The organism is Enterobacteriaceae endosymbiont of Plateumaris consimilis, from assembly GCF_012563145.1.
Taxonomy (GTDB): Bacteria; Pseudomonadota; Gammaproteobacteria; order Enterobacterales; family Enterobacteriaceae.
In genome coordinates this window covers 216177-234343 of sequence record NZ_CP046230.1, presented here as the reverse complement: position 1 = coordinate 234343, position 18167 = coordinate 216177, and the positions used below count along the sequence as shown (strand labels likewise).

Annotated in this window: 15 protein-coding genes and 2 tRNA genes; 9 read left to right on the top strand and 8 right to left on the bottom strand. The window is 21.1% G+C overall.

Features of this window, described 5'->3' with window-relative positions:
• Position 1: 1 nt before the first annotated feature.
• The 4 genes from corA to rpiA form a co-directional block, all read right to left on the bottom strand.
• Positions 2-949, bottom strand: coding sequence for a magnesium/cobalt transporter CorA (corA, locus tag GJT81_RS01090; protein ID WP_169785501.1), 948 nt, complete (start codon positions 947-949; stop codon positions 2-4).
• A gap of 132 nt (positions 950-1081) precedes the next feature.
• Positions 1082-3265: a UvrD-helicase domain-containing protein gene (locus tag GJT81_RS01085; protein WP_169785500.1), complete on the bottom strand. Its 2184-nt coding sequence runs from the start codon at positions 3263-3265 to the stop codon at positions 1082-1084.
• A 63-nt stretch (positions 3266-3328) separates the two neighbouring features.
• The gene (gene dapF / locus GJT81_RS01080; protein WP_211080536.1) at positions 3329-4147 is read right to left on the bottom strand and encodes a diaminopimelate epimerase; all 819 of its coding nucleotides are present in this window, start codon (positions 4145-4147) and stop codon (positions 3329-3331) included.
• 72 nt (positions 4148-4219) lie between these two features.
• A complete protein-coding gene (gene rpiA, locus GJT81_RS01075; RefSeq protein ID WP_169785498.1) occupies positions 4220-4903 on the bottom strand; it encodes a ribose-5-phosphate isomerase RpiA in 684 nt (227 codons plus the stop codon).
• A gap of 185 nt (positions 4904-5088) precedes the next feature.
• Between rpiA and GJT81_RS01070 the strand changes: the two genes are divergently transcribed.
• The 4 genes from GJT81_RS01070 (at position 5089) to lysS (ending at position 9464) form a co-directional block, all read left to right on the top strand.
• Positions 5089-6567 carry a trypsin-like peptidase domain-containing protein gene (locus tag GJT81_RS01070; protein ID WP_169785497.1) on the top strand — a complete coding sequence of 493 codons (1479 nt, stop codon included), beginning with the start codon at positions 5089-5091 and terminating at the stop codon, positions 6565-6567.
• A gap of 89 nt (positions 6568-6656) precedes the next feature.
• Positions 6657-6729: transfer RNA gene (locus GJT81_RS01065), tRNA-Ile, on the top strand.
• A 103-nt stretch (positions 6730-6832) separates the two neighbouring features.
• A protein-coding gene (gene prfB / locus GJT81_RS01060; RefSeq protein ID WP_211080532.1) for a peptide chain release factor 2 occupies positions 6833-7931 on the top strand; the annotation gives its coding sequence in 2 pieces (ribosomal slippage) (positions 6833-6907 and positions 6909-7931; 1098 coding nt in all).
• Between the two features lie 21 nt (positions 7932-7952).
• Positions 7953-9464: a lysine--tRNA ligase gene (gene lysS, locus GJT81_RS01055; protein WP_169785496.1), complete on the top strand. Its 1512-nt coding sequence runs from the start codon at positions 7953-7955 to the stop codon at positions 9462-9464.
• On the opposite strand, the gene tpiA is transcribed toward lysS, so the two are convergent.
• The 4 genes from tpiA to GJT81_RS01035 all read right to left on the bottom strand — a co-directional run bounded on the left by tpiA (position 9457) and on the right by GJT81_RS01035 (position 12738).
• Positions 9457-10233 carry a triose-phosphate isomerase gene (gene tpiA, locus GJT81_RS01050; protein ID WP_169785495.1) on the bottom strand — a complete coding sequence of 259 codons (777 nt, stop codon included), beginning with the start codon at positions 10231-10233 and terminating at the stop codon, positions 9457-9459. The genes lysS and tpiA overlap by 8 nt on opposite strands.
• A 36-nt stretch (positions 10234-10269) precedes the next feature.
• Positions 10270-11022, bottom strand: coding sequence for an FAD-binding oxidoreductase (locus GJT81_RS01045; RefSeq protein ID WP_169785494.1), 753 nt, complete (start codon positions 11020-11022; stop codon positions 10270-10272).
• A gap of 589 nt (positions 11023-11611) precedes the next feature.
• The gene (locus tag GJT81_RS02520; protein ID WP_169785749.1) at positions 11612-11830 is read right to left on the bottom strand and encodes a hypothetical protein; all 219 of its coding nucleotides are present in this window, start codon (positions 11828-11830) and stop codon (positions 11612-11614) included.
• Positions 11831-12582: 752 nt separating this feature from the next.
• Positions 12583-12738 (bottom strand): hypothetical protein, encoded by a 156-nt coding sequence (locus GJT81_RS01035; protein ID WP_169785493.1) that lies wholly within the window; start codon positions 12736-12738, stop codon positions 12583-12585.
• A gap of 193 nt (positions 12739-12931) precedes the next feature.
• Here GJT81_RS01035 and GJT81_RS01030 point away from each other — a divergent pair.
• The 5 genes from GJT81_RS01030 to ilvD all read left to right on the top strand — a co-directional run bounded on the left by GJT81_RS01030 (position 12932) and on the right by ilvD (position 17990).
• Positions 12932-13005, top strand: a tRNA-Trp gene (locus tag GJT81_RS01030).
• A 224-nt stretch (positions 13006-13229) separates the two neighbouring features.
• Positions 13230-14894 (top strand): acetolactate synthase 2 catalytic subunit, encoded by a 1665-nt coding sequence (ilvG, locus tag GJT81_RS01025; RefSeq protein ID WP_169785492.1) that lies wholly within the window; start codon positions 13230-13232, stop codon positions 14892-14894.
• Positions 14891-15121 (top strand): acetolactate synthase 2 small subunit, encoded by a 231-nt coding sequence (gene ilvM, locus GJT81_RS01020; RefSeq protein ID WP_169785491.1) that lies wholly within the window; start codon positions 14891-14893, stop codon positions 15119-15121. Before ilvG ends, ilvM begins: the two co-directional genes overlap by 4 nt.
• 49 nt (positions 15122-15170) lie before the next feature.
• A complete protein-coding gene (locus GJT81_RS01015; RefSeq protein WP_169785490.1) occupies positions 15171-16097 on the top strand; it encodes a branched-chain amino acid transaminase in 927 nt (308 codons plus the stop codon).
• A gap of 33 nt (positions 16098-16130) precedes the next feature.
• Complete coding sequence (gene ilvD, locus GJT81_RS01010) at positions 16131-17990, top strand: dihydroxy-acid dehydratase (RefSeq protein ID WP_169785489.1); 1860 nt, start codon at positions 16131-16133, stop codon at positions 17988-17990.
• Positions 17991-18167: the final 177 nt, after the last annotated feature.

Here is an 18167-nt window from a genome sequence, read left to right as displayed (position 1 = left end):
ATTATAACCATTTTTTTTTTTTAAAATAAAAATATGGAGCTAATCCGGCTAATATCATAAATATCAATGCATATGGATAACCATATTTCCATTTTAGTTCAGGAATAAAAGAAAAGTTCATACCATAACTTGAAGCAACTAAAGTTGGTGGTAAAAATATCACAGAAACTAATGAAAAAATTTTTATAATTCTATTCTGTTCTATATTAATAAAACCCATTGCTGCTTGCATTAAAAAAGTAACTTTTTGTAATAAAGATTCGTTATGTGGTAATAATGATTCAATATCTCTTTGAATTTCTCTTGCTTGTTCCATTTGATTATTAGGTAATCTTGTTTTTCTCATTAAAAAATTTAATGCTCTTTGTGTATCCATTAAACACAATCTAACTTTCCATCCAATATCTTCTAATTCTGCTAAAGTTGAAAGAGCATTATCAAATTTATCATCTTGATGTCCTTTCATAATTATTCTACTTAAATGTTCTAAATCACTATATATATTTTCAATTTCATCCGCTAATTGTTCAATTTTAGTTTCAAACAAATCTAATAATAATTCATATGGATTACCATCTACTATTTTTTGATTACGTGTACGCATTCTATATAAACGAAAAGCAGGTAGCTCACGTTCTCTTAACGTATAAAGAAGTCCATTTTTAATGGTAAATGCTACTGTTGCAGTTCCTGCATGATCATCAATATCTTCATAAAAAAAGAATGAATGAATATGTAATCCTTCTTCATTTTCAAAAAATCTTGCAGATGCTTCTATATCTTCTAATTCAGGTCGAGTAGCTAAATTTTGTCCTAATAAATAATATATTTTTTTTCTTTCATTATTATTAGGTTTTATTAGATCTATCCAAATAGAATCTGAAAAATTATTATTATCTAATTCAAAACGTGTTAAACGATTTTTATATATTTTAAAAACACTTAGCATATTATATTTACTCCCATAATAAGGGATATATTAATATATAATATATATAATTTAAAATTCTAAAAATATTTTTTTAGAACTATCATTTTTCGTTATTATCTATTCTAAAATAATTTATTAAATTCAATAATATTATTGATCATATATTTTAATATAATTAGACATTATCCATTTAATACCTACGTTAGTAAATTTTATTTTTATTTTCTTATTATTTTTAACTTGTTCAATTTTTAAAATAATACCTTTACCAAAAATATTATGATAAATTAATTGTCCTAAATAAAAATTATAATCAGTAAAAAAATTATTTTGAGAATTTTTTTTATTATCTAAATAACTAATTTTTTTAATACAATTATCAGGTAATTCATTTATAAATCTAGATGGTAATGAATCTACCTCTTTCCCATAAAAATAGCGTTTTTTTGTATAAGTTAATATTAATTTTTTCTTAGCTCGTGTAATACCTACATATGCTAACCGTCTTTCTTCATAAAGGTATTCATTTTTACTTGATGATGTTTTATTAGGAAATATACCTTCTTCCATACCAATCATAAAAACTTGATTAAATTCTAATCCTTTTGAAGAATGAATTGTCATCATTTGTACAAAATCATTATTTTTATCTTCTTTTTGTTCATTTTTACTCTCATATTCTAGTATAGTTTGTGATAAAAATTCTATTAAATTATCATCATCTTTACTTAGATTAAGATTAGAATTAGATTTAAACTTTGTAAATTGTACTGCAGAGTTAATTAATTCTTTTAAATTGTTTATTTTAGTATTATTTAGTTCATCATTATTCTGTAAATATAAATTCCATAATCCTGAAGATTTTATAATTTTTTCAATTTTTATTGGTAATGAATAATTAATAGTATTTTCTTTTAAAGATTTTATTAAATACACAAATTTTTTTAATGAATTATATGTTATTTTACTTAAAATATTTTTTTTTTCATTAATAATAAAATTACTTGCTTTCCATAATGTTAAATTTAATTGTTTAGCTATAGATTTTATGGTATTTATAGTAACAACTCCAATTCTTCTTTTAGGAATATTTATAATTCTTTCAAAAGAACTATCATCATTATAATTAGATATTAATTTTAAATATGATAAAGTATTTTTTATTTCTTGTCTTGCATAAAAACGAATACTTCCAGTAATTTTATAAGGAATATTATTTTTTAACATATTTTCTTCTATAATACGTGATTGAAAATTATTTCTATATAAAATTACACAATTATTTAATTGTATATTTTTCTTTATTAAATTATTTTTTATATAATTTATAATGTATTCAGCTTCATCAAATTCATTTAATGCAAAATATATTGATATTAATTTTCCATTATTAGTATTTGTCCATAATTTTTTTTCTAATCTAATGGAATTATTATTGGATATTAATTTATTTGCAGCATTAAGAATATTACTTGTAGAACGATAATTTTGTTCTAATAAAATTGTTTGAACATTATGAAAATCTTTTAAAAAATGATTAATATTCTCTATCTTTGCACCACGCCATCCATAAATAGATTGATCATCATCACCTACTATAGTAATTTTAACTTTATAATTATTTTTATATAATAAATATATACAATTATATTGACTACTACTAGTATCTTGAAATTCATCAATTAAAATATTTTGAAAACGTTTTTGATATATTTTTAATATATCTTTATTATGTAATAATAATTTATGTAATTTAAATATTAAATCATTAAAATCTATAACACCGTTAGTTTCACATAATTTTTGATATTCATCATAAATCTTATAAATTGGAATATTAACTATATTTTTTTTATGATTTATTAAACAATTATTTTTAATTGCATTAATACATTTTATAATATATTTAATTGAGTATTTTTCATCATTTGTACTTAAATTCATTATATTAATAATACGTTTTACTAAACGTTTTTGATCTTCATTATCTATTATTTGAAAATTTTTAGGTAACTTTGCCTCTGCATAATGTATTCTTAATACATAATAAGCAAAACTATGAAAAGTTCCTATCCAAATATTTTGTTGTTCTTTATATCCAATAAGTTGTGAAACTCTCATTTTTATTTCTTTAGCAGCTTTATTGGTAAAAGTTACAGCTAAAATAGATTTTGGAGAACAATTTTCTATAGATATTAACCATGCTATTCTACGAACTAATACAAGTGTTTTTCCACTTCCTGCACCTGCTAATACTAATAAATTTTTACGTATTGCAGATACTACTTGTTTTTGTTTATCATTTAAATTATTTAATAATTTTTTATTATACATTTATTTTTAAAATACCATATAAATAATAAAATTTTAAAATTTAATTTTATATAATTAATTATATTATAATTTTATTATACCATCATAAATATAATGAGCATCACCCTTCATAAATATATTATTATTTTTCCATTTTATAATTAAAGATCCACCTATTAAATTAACTTTAACTTTATTAGATAAAAAATTTTTTTTAATACCTATTGCTACAGCTGCACAAGCTCCTGTACCGCAAGAATTAGTTTCTCCTACACCACGTTCAAAAACACGTAATTTAATATTATTAGAATTGACTAATTCCATAAAACCCACATTAACTTTATTTGGAAATAACTTGTGATTTTGAATAAAAGAACCTATTAAATCAATATGAATATTAGATAAATTATTTACTTGAATAATACAATGAGGATTACCTAAAGAAACAATATCAAAAATAATCTGTTTATTATTATAAAATAATGAATAACTATTATTTGATAATATACCTAAGAAAGGTATTGATTCTGGATTAAATAAAGGAGTGCCCATATTAACACATATTTCATTATTATCTAAAATTTTTAAATATATAATACTATTATTAGTACTAACACATATATTGTTTTTAAAAATTAATTTTTTATATTTTACATATTTTGCAAAACATCTTGCTCCATTACCACATTGATTTACTTCATTGCCATCTGCATTAAATATACGATAATGAAAATCGATATTTTTATTTTTAGATGACTCTACCATTAATAATTGATCAAATCCTATACTTGTATATCTATTGGACAATTTTTTAATAATGTTTTTGTTTAAACGATAATGTTGTTTTATATTATTTATAATGATAAAATCATTGCTCAAAGCATGCATTTTAGTAAATTTTATTTTCATAATATATAATAAATTTTATGTATATACCTTAAATTGAATTATTATAAAAATATTTTTTTAAAATAACTAATTATTAGATAATAATTTTGTATTTTTTTTAATTGAGACAGTATAATCATAATTTCCTGTTATAACAATATCTGCACATCTATTAGCAAATAAACCTACTGTTACTACTCCAGCAATAGAATTAATATATTTTTCTAATTTTATCGGTTCAATAATATTTAAATTATATATATCTAAAATTATATTGCCATGTTCTGTAATAATTCCTTTTCTAAGTTTTGGTAACCCTCCTAATTTAGATAATTCTTTAAAAACATATGATTTAGCTGTAGGTATAACTTCAATAGGTAAAGGATGTATTTTACCTAAAATATTTACATGTTTAGATTGATCTATAATACATATAAATGTATTAGAAATATTAGCAATAATTTTTTCATTTGTTAATGCAGCTCCACCTCCTTTTATCATTTCCATATTATTATTTATTTCATCAGCACTATCAAAATATATATCTATTAAATCTACCTCATTACTATTATATATATGAAAATTATATTTTTTTAATTCATTCGTAGATGTGATAGAGGTAGAAACAAATCCATCAACTTTATTTTTAATTTTATATAACATATTTATAAAATATTTTATTGTTGTTCCAGTACCAATACCAATAATATTATTATTCTTGATATATTTTAAAGCAACTTGAGAAGCAATTTTTTTAAATTTATTTGACATATATATTTATTAATATTAAATATAAGAGTATAGTACATATTATATCAACTATATAAATTTGTAAAAATTTTATATATGTATTTTTTATATTATTCTTATATATAAAATTATTAATTTTTAAAAACTATTTTTATATGTTTTTTATATATAAAGTGAACTATTTAATTTTATTATGAGTCAATAGAATGAAAAAATTAAAATTAATTATATATTTTTTATTTTGTATTATCATATCTACGCCAACATTAATTAAAATTAATGCAACGCCAATACCCCCACAAAAATCATTAAATAACACATTACCTAGTCTATCTAAAATGTTAGATAAAGTAATGCCGGCCGTTGTAAGGATAACAGTAGATAGTACTATCATACTTCATAATGTTAATTTACCTTTAAATTTACAACAATATATAGGAGAACATCCACAATATTGTCAAGAAGGATCTATATTAAAAGGAACTTTATTATGTAAAGGGAATGATGATGCCATAATGGAATCAAATTATAATTCATTAGCATCAGGTGTCATAATAGATGCTAAAAATGGATATATTATTACTAATAATCATGTTATAGAAAATGCTACAAGAATTGAGGTTGAATTATCAGATGGTCGTTCTTTTGAAGCTACTTTAATAGGTACGGATGAACTATTAGATATAGCATTAATTAAAATAAAAAATGCTAAAAACTTACATCTTGTAGGTTTAAAAATAGCAAATTCTGATAAATTAAAAGTTGGAGATTATACTGTTGCTATAGGTAATCCTTTTGGATTAGGTAATACTGCAACTACTGGTATTATATCTGCTTTAGGACGTAATGGAATTAATTCAACAAAACATTTTGAAAATTTCATTCAAACAGATGCTGCTATGAATAGTGGTAACTCTGGTGGTGCATTATTAAATTTAAATGGTGAATTAATTGGTATTAATACTGCTATTGTATCTCCTGATGGAGGTAATGTAGGAGTTGGTTTTGCTATACCTAGTAATTCAATTATGATTTTAAGTCACCAATTAATTAAATATGGTAGAATTAAGCATGTTTCATTTGGTGTTGTAGGAATAGGTGTTAATAAAGAATTAGCTCGTATTATGAATGCTCCTGTTAAATATATTGATGGAGGTACATTTGTTGGTAGTGTTATAAACAATAGTACCGCATATAATGGTGGAGTTAAAGCTGGTGATATAATTATTGCATTAAATGGTAAAAAATTACATGGTTTTTATTCATTAAGATCACTAATGAGTATATTACCTGTTGGTTCTAAAGTAGAACTTACTGTTATACGTAATAGTAAAATTAAACATTTAATTCTTACATTACAAGAAGATAAAGAAAGTAAACTATATTTTACACTTAAAACTTCTGTAATAGAAGGTGGTGTATTTAAAAATATAATAATTACTAAAGGTAAAAAGAAATTTAGATATGTTAAAGTTACAAATATATCTGATGGATCTTTTGCAGATGATATCGGTTTTGAAACAGAAGATATTATTGTAGATATTAATAAAATTAGAATTCATACAATAAAAGATATAAAAAGAATTATTTCATCTAAAAAGAAACTATCAATTCTTGTTATACATATTTTAAGAGATAATTCTAATATGTATTTACTAACAGTAGTACCTAGAGTGGTTAATTAATAGGATTATTTTTTAAATAAGTCATTATTGAAATTAAAATTATTAATTGTTGTAATAAGTATAATTATTTATTAATATAATTAATGTTTGGCCCTTTAGCTCAGTGGTTAGAGCAAACGACTCATAATCGTTAGGTCGTTGGTTCAAATCCAACAAGGGCCATATTTAATATTAATTTTTATTTGTTTCTTATAATATTTGTTTGATATTATTATCAATCATTATAAAATTTTTTTTAATTTTATTTAAAGGAAAACAATTTATTATGTTTGAAATAAATTTAATAAAAAATAATTTACAAAAAATAAAAAAAAAAAATAATTTTATTAGGAATTTTCTTTGATTATTTAAAATTAAAACAAAAATTACTTATAATAAATAATCAATTTACAAATTCTAATATTTGGAAAAATATTAATTTTGTAACACAATTGAGTAAAAAAAAGTCTTATATAGAAAATATTCTACTTACTTTAGATATAATTAATCAAGAAATAATAGATATTGATGAATTAATTACAATAGCTATTAATACTAATGATAATAATATATTACATGATTCTATTCAAATATTATATAATATAAAACATAAAATAGATAAATTAGAATTTCAAAAATTTTTTGTAAAAAAAAATGATAACAAAAATTGTTTTATTGATATACAAGCAGGATCAGGAGGAATAGAATCACAAGATTGGGCACAAATGATTATGAGAATGTATTTAAAATGGGCAGAAAAAAAAAAATTTAAAACATATATAATTAAACAATCTCTTGGAGAAAAAATAGGAATAAAATCAGCAACTATAAAGATAATGGGAAATTATGTTTTTGGTTGGTTACGAACAGAAAATGGTATTCATCGTTTAGTAAGAAAAAGTCCTTTTAATTCATATGGAAGACGTCATACTTCATTTTGCTCAACATTTATATATCCTGAAACTAATAATAATTCAAATATAATAATAAAACCAGATGATTTACGGATTGATGTATATAGATCTTCTGGTGCAGGTGGTCAACATGTTAATCGTACAGAATCAGCTGTAAGAATTACTCATATTCCTACAGGAATAGTAACTCAATGTCAAAATAATAGATCACAACATAAGAATAAATACCAAGCTATCAAACAAATAGAAAAAAAATTATATGAATTAGATTTTAAAAATAAAAATATAGCAAAAAAAAAAATAGAAGATAGTAAATTAAATATTAGTTGGAGTTATCAAATCAGATCTTATATCTTAGATAATGCAAGAATTAAAGATATACGTACAGGAATAGAAACTAATAATATTCAGTCTGTTCTAAATGGTAATATAGATATATTTATTAAAGCTAGTTTAAAAATAGGTTTATAAAAATATAGGATAATATTTATTATGTCTGAAAAAAAGAATATATGTATTAAAACAATTAATAATGAAAGAGAAACACGTATAAAAAAATTAATAACATTAAGAAAAAATAATAATGCATTTCCTAATAATTTTAAAATTAATATTACATCTGATATTTTATATAAAAAATATAATAATATTAATTCTATTTTAGATAAAAATTTAATATTTCATATTGCTGGACGTATTATTAATTTTCGAATTATGGGTAAAGCATCTTTTATTAAAATTAAAGATGAAACAGGATATATTCAAATATATTTATCAACTGATAGTTTATCTATAAAAAAATATAAAAATATTATAAAGCAATTAGATCTTGGAGATATAATAGGTATTATTGGTAATATTTTTAAAACTAAAACTGGAGTTTTATCTATTTATTCTAATAAATGTTATTTATTAACAAAATCTATTAGACCTTTACCTAGTAAATTTCATGGTTTGAATAATCAAGAAATCAAATATAGAAAAAGATATTTAGATCTTATTGTAAATGATAAATCAAAAAAAGTTTTTGAGACAAGATCAAAAATAATATTTTTTATACGTAATTTTATGAATAAAAAAAAATTTATTGAAGTAGAAACACCAATGATGCAAATTATTCCTGGTGGAGCTACAGCTAGACCATTTATAACACATCATAATACTTTTAATCGTGATATGTATTTACGTATAGCTCCAGAATTATATTTAAAAAGATTAATTATAGGCGGATTTAATAAAATATTTGAAATTAATAAAAATTTTCGTAATGAAGGTATTTCTACACAGCATAATCCTGAATTTACTATGATGGAGTTATATATAGCATATGCTAATTATACTGATTTAATGACTTTTTTTGAAAAGATGTTATTTCATATAGGTAAAAAAATATTAAATTCTAATAAATTATTATTTAATAATAATGAGTTTGATCTTAGTAAACCATTTAATAAATTAACTATGAAAGAATCTATAGTGTATTACTATCCTAATATTAATTATAATCATTTAAATAATTTTAATAAATTAATAGATATTAGTAATATGTTAAAAGTTAAAATTGATTATAATTGGAGTATAGGAAAAATAATTTCTTCTATTTTTGAAGAAAAAATAATAAATAAATTAATTACACCAACTTTTATTACAGAATATCCTACAGAAATATCGCCATTATCACGTAGAAATGAATTAGATGAAACTATGACTGATAGATTTGAATTTTTTATTTGTGGAATGGAAATAGCTAATGGTTTTTCTGAATTAAATGATCCTGAAGATCAAAAAATAAGATTTAAACAACAAATGATTTGTAAAAATGAAGAAGATGATAATAATATCCAAAATAAATTTTATGATAAAGAATATATAGAAGCATTAGAGTATGGATTACCACCTACAGCAGGATTAGGTATTGGAATAGATAGATTAGTAATGTTATTTACAAATTCTCCTTCTATTAAAGATGTAATTTTATTTCCTACTTTAAGACCTATCAAATAGAACTTATAATTTTTTCAGCTTTTTTAACGATAGATATGAAATTTTCTGCTGTTAAAGAAGCTTTACCTATTAAAAAACCATTTATATCTTTTTGTCGAATAAACGTATCCATATTATTTTTATTAATTGATCCACCATATTGGATAATAATATTTTTTGATACTTTATAATCTTTTTGAGCAATATATTCTTTAATAAATTTATGAATCTTTTGAACTTCTATTGGATCAGCTGATTTACCTGAACCAATAGCCCAAATAGGTTCATAAGCTATTACAGTATTATTAAATTCTTCTATTCCATAAGTATCTAAAATTATATCTATTTGTTTAGCACAAATATCTTTTGTTTGATTCATATTTCTTTGTATTTCTGTTTCTCCTAAACATAAAATTGGTATTAAACCATGAGATTTAATTATATGAAATTTTTCAGATATATATTGATTAGTTTCTTTATGGAAAATTCTTCTTTCTGAATGTCCAACAATAACATATTTTACACCCATATCTTTTAACATATTTATTGATATTTCTCCTGTAAAAGATCCAGAAAGATGAATATCTACATTTTGTGCTGTTAAACTCATTTGATTATTTTTTAAATGAATATTAGACAAATATAAATAAGTATAAGATGGTGCAATAGAAATTTTACAAAAATTTAATTTTTTTATATTTAAAAATTTTTTAATTTTATTTATATAATTTTGTACAAATATAACATTACCATTAAGTTTCCAATTACCAACAATTAAAAATTGCTTCATATTTAAAATTCTTTTATATTAATTTTAATATTAATATTACCAATATTTTTCAGTAGTAATATTTCCTATTTTATTTTTTAAATTTTTTGATAATCCGTAATTTTTTTGTAATAAATTTTGTGTGTCATAAACCATTTTAGGATTACCACATAACATTATATGAGTATTATTTTTATCAATTAAAATTCCTATTTTTTTTTCTAAAATACCATTTTGAATTAATTCTGGTATATGTCCTTTGAGTAAATTGTTTTTTTGTTTTTCCCTACTAGTAATAATTTGAATAATTAACTTATTTTTAAATTTATTTTTAAGATTATTTATTAAATAAATATAACTAAAATCTGATATATATCGTACAGCATATATTAAAATAATTTTTTTAAAATTTTCTAAATAATTTCCATTTTGTAATATTGATAAATAAGGTCCAATACCTGTTCCAGTAGATATCATCCATAAATTTTCACAATTTTGGATATTATTAATAGTAAAAGTTCCTAAAGCATGTTTAGAAATCATAATTTTATCATTATAATTTAATTTATATAAATAAGGTGTTAAATGACCTTTATTATCTACGTTTTTTATATAAAATTCATGATTAATATTTTTAGGACAATTTATATAAGAATATGCTCTATGTATACGTTTACCATTTATAATTAAAGATAATTTTGTAAATTGTCCTGGAACAAAAGGATTGACTTTTGCATTTAATATAATAGTGAATAAATTATTTTCCCAATAATTTATTTTTTTTACTTTTCCTATAACCCATTCAGTCATATTTTTTAACCTTAAATATTATTGATATAATAATTATTATATAATAATATTAATATATTTTAATTATTATTTTAAACTATTTAATAATATATTATGTATGATTAGATAATATGTAATGATGAAAATAACGTATATTATTAGTAAGCACCATAAATAAATTATACTAGTTAATAATATTAATCACTTCTTTATTCCTTATAAAAACTATTGTTTGAATAATATACTTTATTCCTAACTTCGAAATAAAGTTAACACTGTCTTTAAAGAGTAAAAATACATCAGAAATTATTGATGAAACTTATTAAAAAATAAATTTCTTTTCTTTTATTTTTATAGTAGCTAATTTTACAGTATCAATGTATCAATTCTACTTATTTGACCAACTACTATACACTATACCTGATAAAATCATATTATTTTTACAATAAATAATAGTATTAGATTTAACAAATTTTACTATTTTACATTTAAAAATAAATCATTTATTTCATTTTTTTTTAGTATCTTGTTAATAAAAACATTAATATTATTTATTATTAATAATAATTTAAATTAGTAATTTATATAATCATGCAATTATTAATATATTTCATTTCAAATAATATTTTACTATTAAAGTTATATAATAATAAACGTATATTATTTTTTTAGCAATTAAAATTTTGACTTTATTAGTAATTGATGAAATCATTATTAATTCAAAATAATTATTTTGTATAATGATATTAACAATTTCTAAATTCAACTTTCTATTAAAAATTATTACACTTCCAAAATATGAAATTGAATCAGTATTATATTCATTAATATATGTTTTTTAAGTTTTATTGCTAACTGAAAAATTACATGGATTTACATGTTTAATAATAACAAAAAAAGTGATTTTAAAAATTATTTTATACATTCTAAAGTAACATTAGCATCAATAATATTATTATATGAAAGTTTTTTTACCTTATATTTACTTAAAGTTATTATTTTTAATAAATTAATTATCATTAGTATAATGCTAAAGCACATCTTTGATGATAATTTTCATTATATTTTAAATTTTGTTTTTTTAATAAATTTAATATTATTTTTTCAAGAAAAATATTATTTTTTTTATTGTTTAGTAAATATGTTAATTTTTGATATTTTATATTTAAATATTCTAATATTTTTTTATTATATTATGAAATATAATAAAAATTTTTTGTGCTAATTTAATTTTTGTATTTAATAATATATTATTATTATTTTTAATTCATTGATTATTAATAAATAATCTTTATTATAAATTAATATTGTATTTTATAAATTTTAACTACAGTACAAATAATACAAGATTATACAATATTAATTTTTCTAAAAAAAATATTATTACTTTTTTTATTAATTTTTTCTCAAAAAGATAAAAATTAATTATTATTATATTTATAGATTTAATGTTATTCATATTCATAAAAATAATATCATTATTATTCATATCACTGCATATTTCTCTATATAATTTAAGATGTAATCTTTACATTATTTTATCAATGAATGAAATTAAATTAAGATATTGAAACATTTCAATTATATTATTATATCATTTTTAATATTTTTTAAAAAAATATTTTTTTTAGTAAATATTAAATCAGAATTATATTCTATTAATTTTTGAATTAAAAAAAGAATATCTGATTTACTCGAAATACTAATGAATGCATATTTATTATTTTTTTTTATCATAATTTTATTATATTTAATAATATTTAAATAATTATAATTATTTATAATTTTATTTATTAGATAAATTATCAAATAAAATCAATTTTAATATAATTATTTATATTTTTTTATATTGAATCATAATAATTATTCATATAGTATTATATTACTTCCATATATTAAATTATTAAAATATTAATTATAATAAAATTTAAGGGGTGTAGTTCAAATTGGTAGAGCATCGGTCTCCAAAACCGGTAGTTGGGGGTTCAAATCCCTCCACCCCTGAGTTTTGATTTATAAATAATATTTATTATTAAAATATATAATTAGTATAAAAATAATTTATTTATTAAAAATAATTTTTTTCATTCAAAAAAATATTTTCATTTTTTTATTAAAAAATAAACTCCCGCATATTTATATCTAGGGATTTTTGTATAAATATTAATTAAAAATTAATATTGAATTATACATATAATTTTTTATAAATAAAAGAGGTAACAATAAGTATGAATGGAGCAGAATGTATAATTCAAGCATTAAAAAAACAAAACGTAAAAACAGTATTTGGACATCCAGGCGGAGCTATTATGCCGCTTTACGATGCATTATATGATGGAGAGATTGAACATATATTATGTCGACATGAACAAGCAGCAGCTATTGCTGCTATAGGTTACTCAAGAGCTACTGGAAATATAGGAGTTTGTTTAGCAACATCAGGACCAGGAGCAACTAATTTAATGACAGGTATTGCAGATGCTATGGTAGATTCTATACCTATCATAGCTATAACTGGACAAGTACCTACTACATTAATTGGAACAGATGCTTTTCAAGAAATTGATATTATAGGAATGTCTTTATCATGTACAAAACATAGTTTTTTAATTAATTCAATAGAATCATTAAATGACATTTTTGATAAAGCTTTTTTAATAGCTTTATCTAATAGACCAGGACCTGTTTTAATAGATATACCAAAAGATATACAATTATCTAATTTTATTCCTCAACATATAAACAATACATTTAAAATAAAAAATTCAGTAAATAAAATAAATATTTCAAAAAAAAATATAAATAAAATTAATAATTTTCTAAAAAGATCTAATAAGCCTATATTATATATAGGTGGTGGTGTTGGAATGAGTAATGCTATTTCTACATTAAAAAATTTTATCAATAAGACTAAAATACCAGTAGTAGTTACATTAAAAGGTTTAGGATCTGTAGATTATACATATCCTTATTATCTTGGTATGTTAGGAATGCATGGTAATAAAGCTGCAAACTATGCAGTACAAAAATGTGATTTATTAATAGCTATTGGTGCAAGATTTGATGATCGAGTTACAGGTGATCCAAAAAATTTTGCTTCTAATGCATATATAATACAATTAGATATAGACTCATCTGAAATTAATAAAATTTGTAAAACAGATTTTCATCTATTAGGTAATTTAAACTATATAATTCCATTTTTACAAAAACCACAAAAAATTTTTGAATGGCAAGATTATATAAAAAAAATAATAAAAAAATATTCTTGGAACTATAAAATATTAAATAAAAGTAAAATTCATGCACCTATTCTTTTAAAGAAATTATCAGATCTTAAAAAAAATAATACTATTATTACTACAGATGTAGGACAACATCAAATGTGGACTGCACAACATGTAAATTTTACATCTCCAAAAAATTTTATTACATCAAGTGGATTAGGAACTATGGGATTTGGATTACCTGCAGCTATTGGTGCACAAATAGCTCGTCCTAATGATACAGTAATATGTATTACAGGTGATGGATCATTTATGATGAATATTCAAGAGTTAAATACTATTAAAAGAAAACAATTGCCTATAAAAATTATATTACTTGATAATAAAAGATTAGGTATGGTTAAACAATGGCAACAATTATTTTTCTCTAAAAGATATAGTGAAACTATATTATGGGATAATCCTGATTTTTTATTATTAGCTAGTGCTTTTGGTATAACTGGAGAAAGTATAAATCATGTTAATCAAATAGATTTAAGTTTAAAAAATATGTTTAATAAAAAAAATTCATATATATTACATGTTTCTATAAATGAATCTGATAATGTTTGGCCATTAGTTCCTCCAGGTTATAGTAATGAAAACATGATAGAAGAAATTAAATGAATCAATACAAAATATATATTAATACATATATAAGTCCTGAAGTTATTGAACGTATTTTACGTATTATTCGTCATAGAGGATTTAGAATTTGTTATATGAAAGTTAATTCAGAATTAAAAATAGGAAAGATACTTATTAAAATAATTATAGAAAGTAAAAAACCTATAGATTTTCTTATAAAACAATTATCTAAATTAATAGATGTATGTAATATTAAAATAATCTAATGAATGTCATAATAATACTGCTAATTATAGTAAATAAGGAAATATTATAATGAAAACGAAAAAAGCAGATTTTATTTGGTTTAATGGAGATATAGTTAAATGGGAAAATGCAAAAATTAGTGTAATGTCGCATGCATTGCATTATGGAACTTCTGTATTTGAAGGAATAAGATGTTATAAGTCTTTTAAAGGTCCAGCTATCTTTCGACATAAAGATCATATTGAACGTTTATATAATTCTGCAAAAATTTATCGCTTACCATTAAAATTTACAATGCAAGATTTAATTAATGCAGTACATATTATACTTAAATATAATAAATTAGAAGAAGCTTATATAAGAATTTTAATATTTATAGGAGATGTTGGTTTAGGAGTTAATCCTCCTAAAAATTATTATACTGATGTAATAATTAGTTCTTTTTCATGGGGTAATTATCTTGGTAATAAAGCTATGATTAATGGTATTGATGCTATGATATCATCATGGAATAAAATTAGACCCAATACTATTCCTAGTATTGCAAAAGCTGGTGGTAATTATTTATCTTCTTTTCTTATTGGCAGTGAAGCAAGACGTAATGGATATCATGAAGGAATATCATTAGATAGTTTAGGATTTGTATCAGAAGGAGCAGGAGAAAATATATTTAAAATAAAAGATAATGTTTTATTTACTCCACCTCTTAGTTCTTCAATATTACCAGGAATTACTAGAGATTCAGTTTTAAAAATAGCTAAAAAAATAGGCATTAAAACTAAAGAAACTTTGATATTAAGAGAATCATTATACTTAGCTGATGAAATATTTATGACAGGAACTGCTGCAGAAATTACTCCAGTAAGAAGTATAGATGGTATAAAAATTGGTTACGGTAGGAGAGGTAAAATTACGAAAATAATTCAACAGGAATTTTTTAATTTATTTGATGGAATAACAGAAGATAAATGGAATTGGTTAGATTATATTTATTAGATAAAATTTAATATTAAAAATAAGAGAAAAAAAATGTCTAATTATCGTTCATCTATTACTACATCAGGTCGTAATATGGCAGGAGCTCGTGCTCTTTGGAGAGCAACTGGTATGAATGATTCTGATTTTAAAAAACCTATTATTGCTATAGTTAATTCATTTTCACAATTTGTTCCTGGTCATATTCATTTACAAGAACTAAGTAAAATTATTTCAAAAGAAATAAAAAATATGGGAGGAGTACCAAAAGAATTTAATACAATAGCTATTGATGATGGTATTGCCATGGGTCATGATGGAATGTTATATTCTCTGCCTTCTAGAGAACTAATTGCAGATTCAATAGAATATGTTATTAATGCTCACTGTGTGGATTCTATGATTTGCATTTCTAATTGTGATAAAATTACTCCTGGTATGTTAATGGCTAGTTTACGTTTAAATATACCTACTGTTATAATTTCCGGTGGTCCAATGGAAGCTGGAAAAATAAATATTTTATCAAAAAAAATAAGAATTGATTTAGTAGATGCAATGGTAAGTTCAGCTGACTTAAACAAATCAGATAAATATATTAATAAAATCGAAAATAATGCATGTCCTACATGTGGTTCATGTTCTGGAATGTTTACTGCAAATTCAATGAATTGTTTATTAGAAGTTTTAGGATTATCATTGCCTGGTAATGGAACTTTATTATCAACACATATATATCGCAAAAAATTATGTATACAATCAGCTAAAATTATAGTTGATATTACAAAAAAATACTATCTAAATAATGATCAAAGTGTTTTACCTAGGAATATTGTTAGTAAAAAAGCTTTTGAAAATGCTATAATGGTTGATATTGCAATGGGTGGTTCTACTAATACAATTTTACATATATTAGCTTTAGTACAAGAAGCAAATTTAAAATTAAATTTGTCTGATATAGATAATTTATCAAAAAAAGTTCCATGGTTATGTATGGTCTCTCCTAGTACTAGAAAATTTTATATTGAAGATTTTCATAGAGCAGGTGGTGTAATGTCATTATTAGGTGAATTATATCGTATTGGGTTAATACATCCTAATACAAAAAATATATTAGGTTTAACAATAAAACAAATGATTTTTAAATATGATATTATTAATAATAAAGATGATGAGATTAAAAAATTTTTTTTAGCTGCTCCAGGAAATGTTAAAACTACACAACCTTTTACACAAAAAAATAAATGGCATAATTTAGATGATAATAGAAAAAATGGATGTATCAGATCATGTAAATATTCTTTTAGTAAAGATGGTGGAATAGCAGTTTTATATGGTAATATAGCTCAAGATGGATGTGTAGTTAAAACTGCAAGTGTAAATAAAAAATTAATGATATTTAAAGGTCCAGCTAAAGTATATGATAGTCAAGAATCTGCAATAAATGATATATTAAATAATAAAATTTTTCCAGGAGATGTAGTTGTTATACGTTATGAAGGTCCAAAAGGTGGTCCTGGTATGCAAGAAATGTTATATCCAACATCGTATTTAAAATCAATGAAATTAGATCAAAGTTGTGCTTTAATTACAGATGGAAGATTTTCTGGAGGAACTTCTGGATTATCAATTGGACATATTTCACCAGAAGCTGCAAATAAAGGATATATTGCTTTAATAAAAAATGGAGATATTATTGAAATTAATATACCTAGTAGATATATTAATCTTCTTATTTCACAAGAAAAAATAAATTTAAGAATTAAAGAAGAAGAAAACCGTGGTCAATTATCTTACCATCCTCATAATATTCGTAAACGAAAAATATCTTTTGCATTAAAATTTTATGCCGCACTAGCAACAAGTGCTGATAAAGGAGCAGTAAGAGATAAAAATAAATTAAAATATTTTAAATAAAATTATTGTATTAATGATATAAATAATATTTATACATAATAATTATTATTAATTTGTATCCATAAATAACATTTATCAAAATTATTTTCTTAAAAATAAAAAAATTTTAATTTTTATAAATTACTTAATATTTAAAATTAAATTTGTAAAAAATAATAATTAAGCATTTTATAAAAA

What these genes read in the sequence shown, in the direction of transcription:
- ilvD (WP_169785489.1), top strand. Translation starts at nt 16,131, where the DNA reads ATGTCTAATTATCGTTCATCTATTACTACATCAGGTCGTAATATGGCA.
- tpiA (WP_169785495.1), bottom strand. Translation starts at nt 10,233, where the DNA reads ATGAAGCAATTTTTAATTGTTGGTAATTGGAAACTTAATGGTAATGTT.
- corA (WP_169785501.1), bottom strand. Translation starts at nt 949, where the DNA reads ATGCTAAGTGTTTTTAAAATATATAAAAATCGTTTAACACGTTTTGAA.
- GJT81_RS01035 (WP_169785493.1), bottom strand. Translation starts at nt 12,738, where the DNA reads ATGATAAAAAAAAATAATAAATATGCATTCATTAGTATTTCGAGTAAA.
- GJT81_RS01070 (WP_169785497.1), top strand. Translation starts at nt 5,089, where the DNA reads ATGAAAAAATTAAAATTAATTATATATTTTTTATTTTGTATTATCATA.
- rpiA (WP_169785498.1), bottom strand. Translation starts at nt 4,903, where the DNA reads ATGTCAAATAAATTTAAAAAAATTGCTTCTCAAGTTGCTTTAAAATAT.
- lysS (WP_169785496.1), top strand. Translation starts at nt 7,953, where the DNA reads ATGTCTGAAAAAAAGAATATATGTATTAAAACAATTAATAATGAAAGA.
- GJT81_RS01045 (WP_169785494.1), bottom strand. Translation starts at nt 11,022, where the DNA reads ATGACTGAATGGGTTATAGGAAAAGTAAAAAAAATAAATTATTGGGAA.
- ilvG (WP_169785492.1), top strand. Translation starts at nt 13,230, where the DNA reads ATGAATGGAGCAGAATGTATAATTCAAGCATTAAAAAAACAAAACGTA.
- GJT81_RS01015 (WP_169785490.1), top strand. Translation starts at nt 15,171, where the DNA reads ATGAAAACGAAAAAAGCAGATTTTATTTGGTTTAATGGAGATATAGTT.
- ilvM (WP_169785491.1), top strand. Translation starts at nt 14,891, where the DNA reads ATGAATCAATACAAAATATATATTAATACATATATAAGTCCTGAAGTT.
- GJT81_RS01085 (WP_169785500.1), bottom strand. Translation starts at nt 3,265, where the DNA reads ATGTATAATAAAAAATTATTAAATAATTTAAATGATAAACAAAAACAA.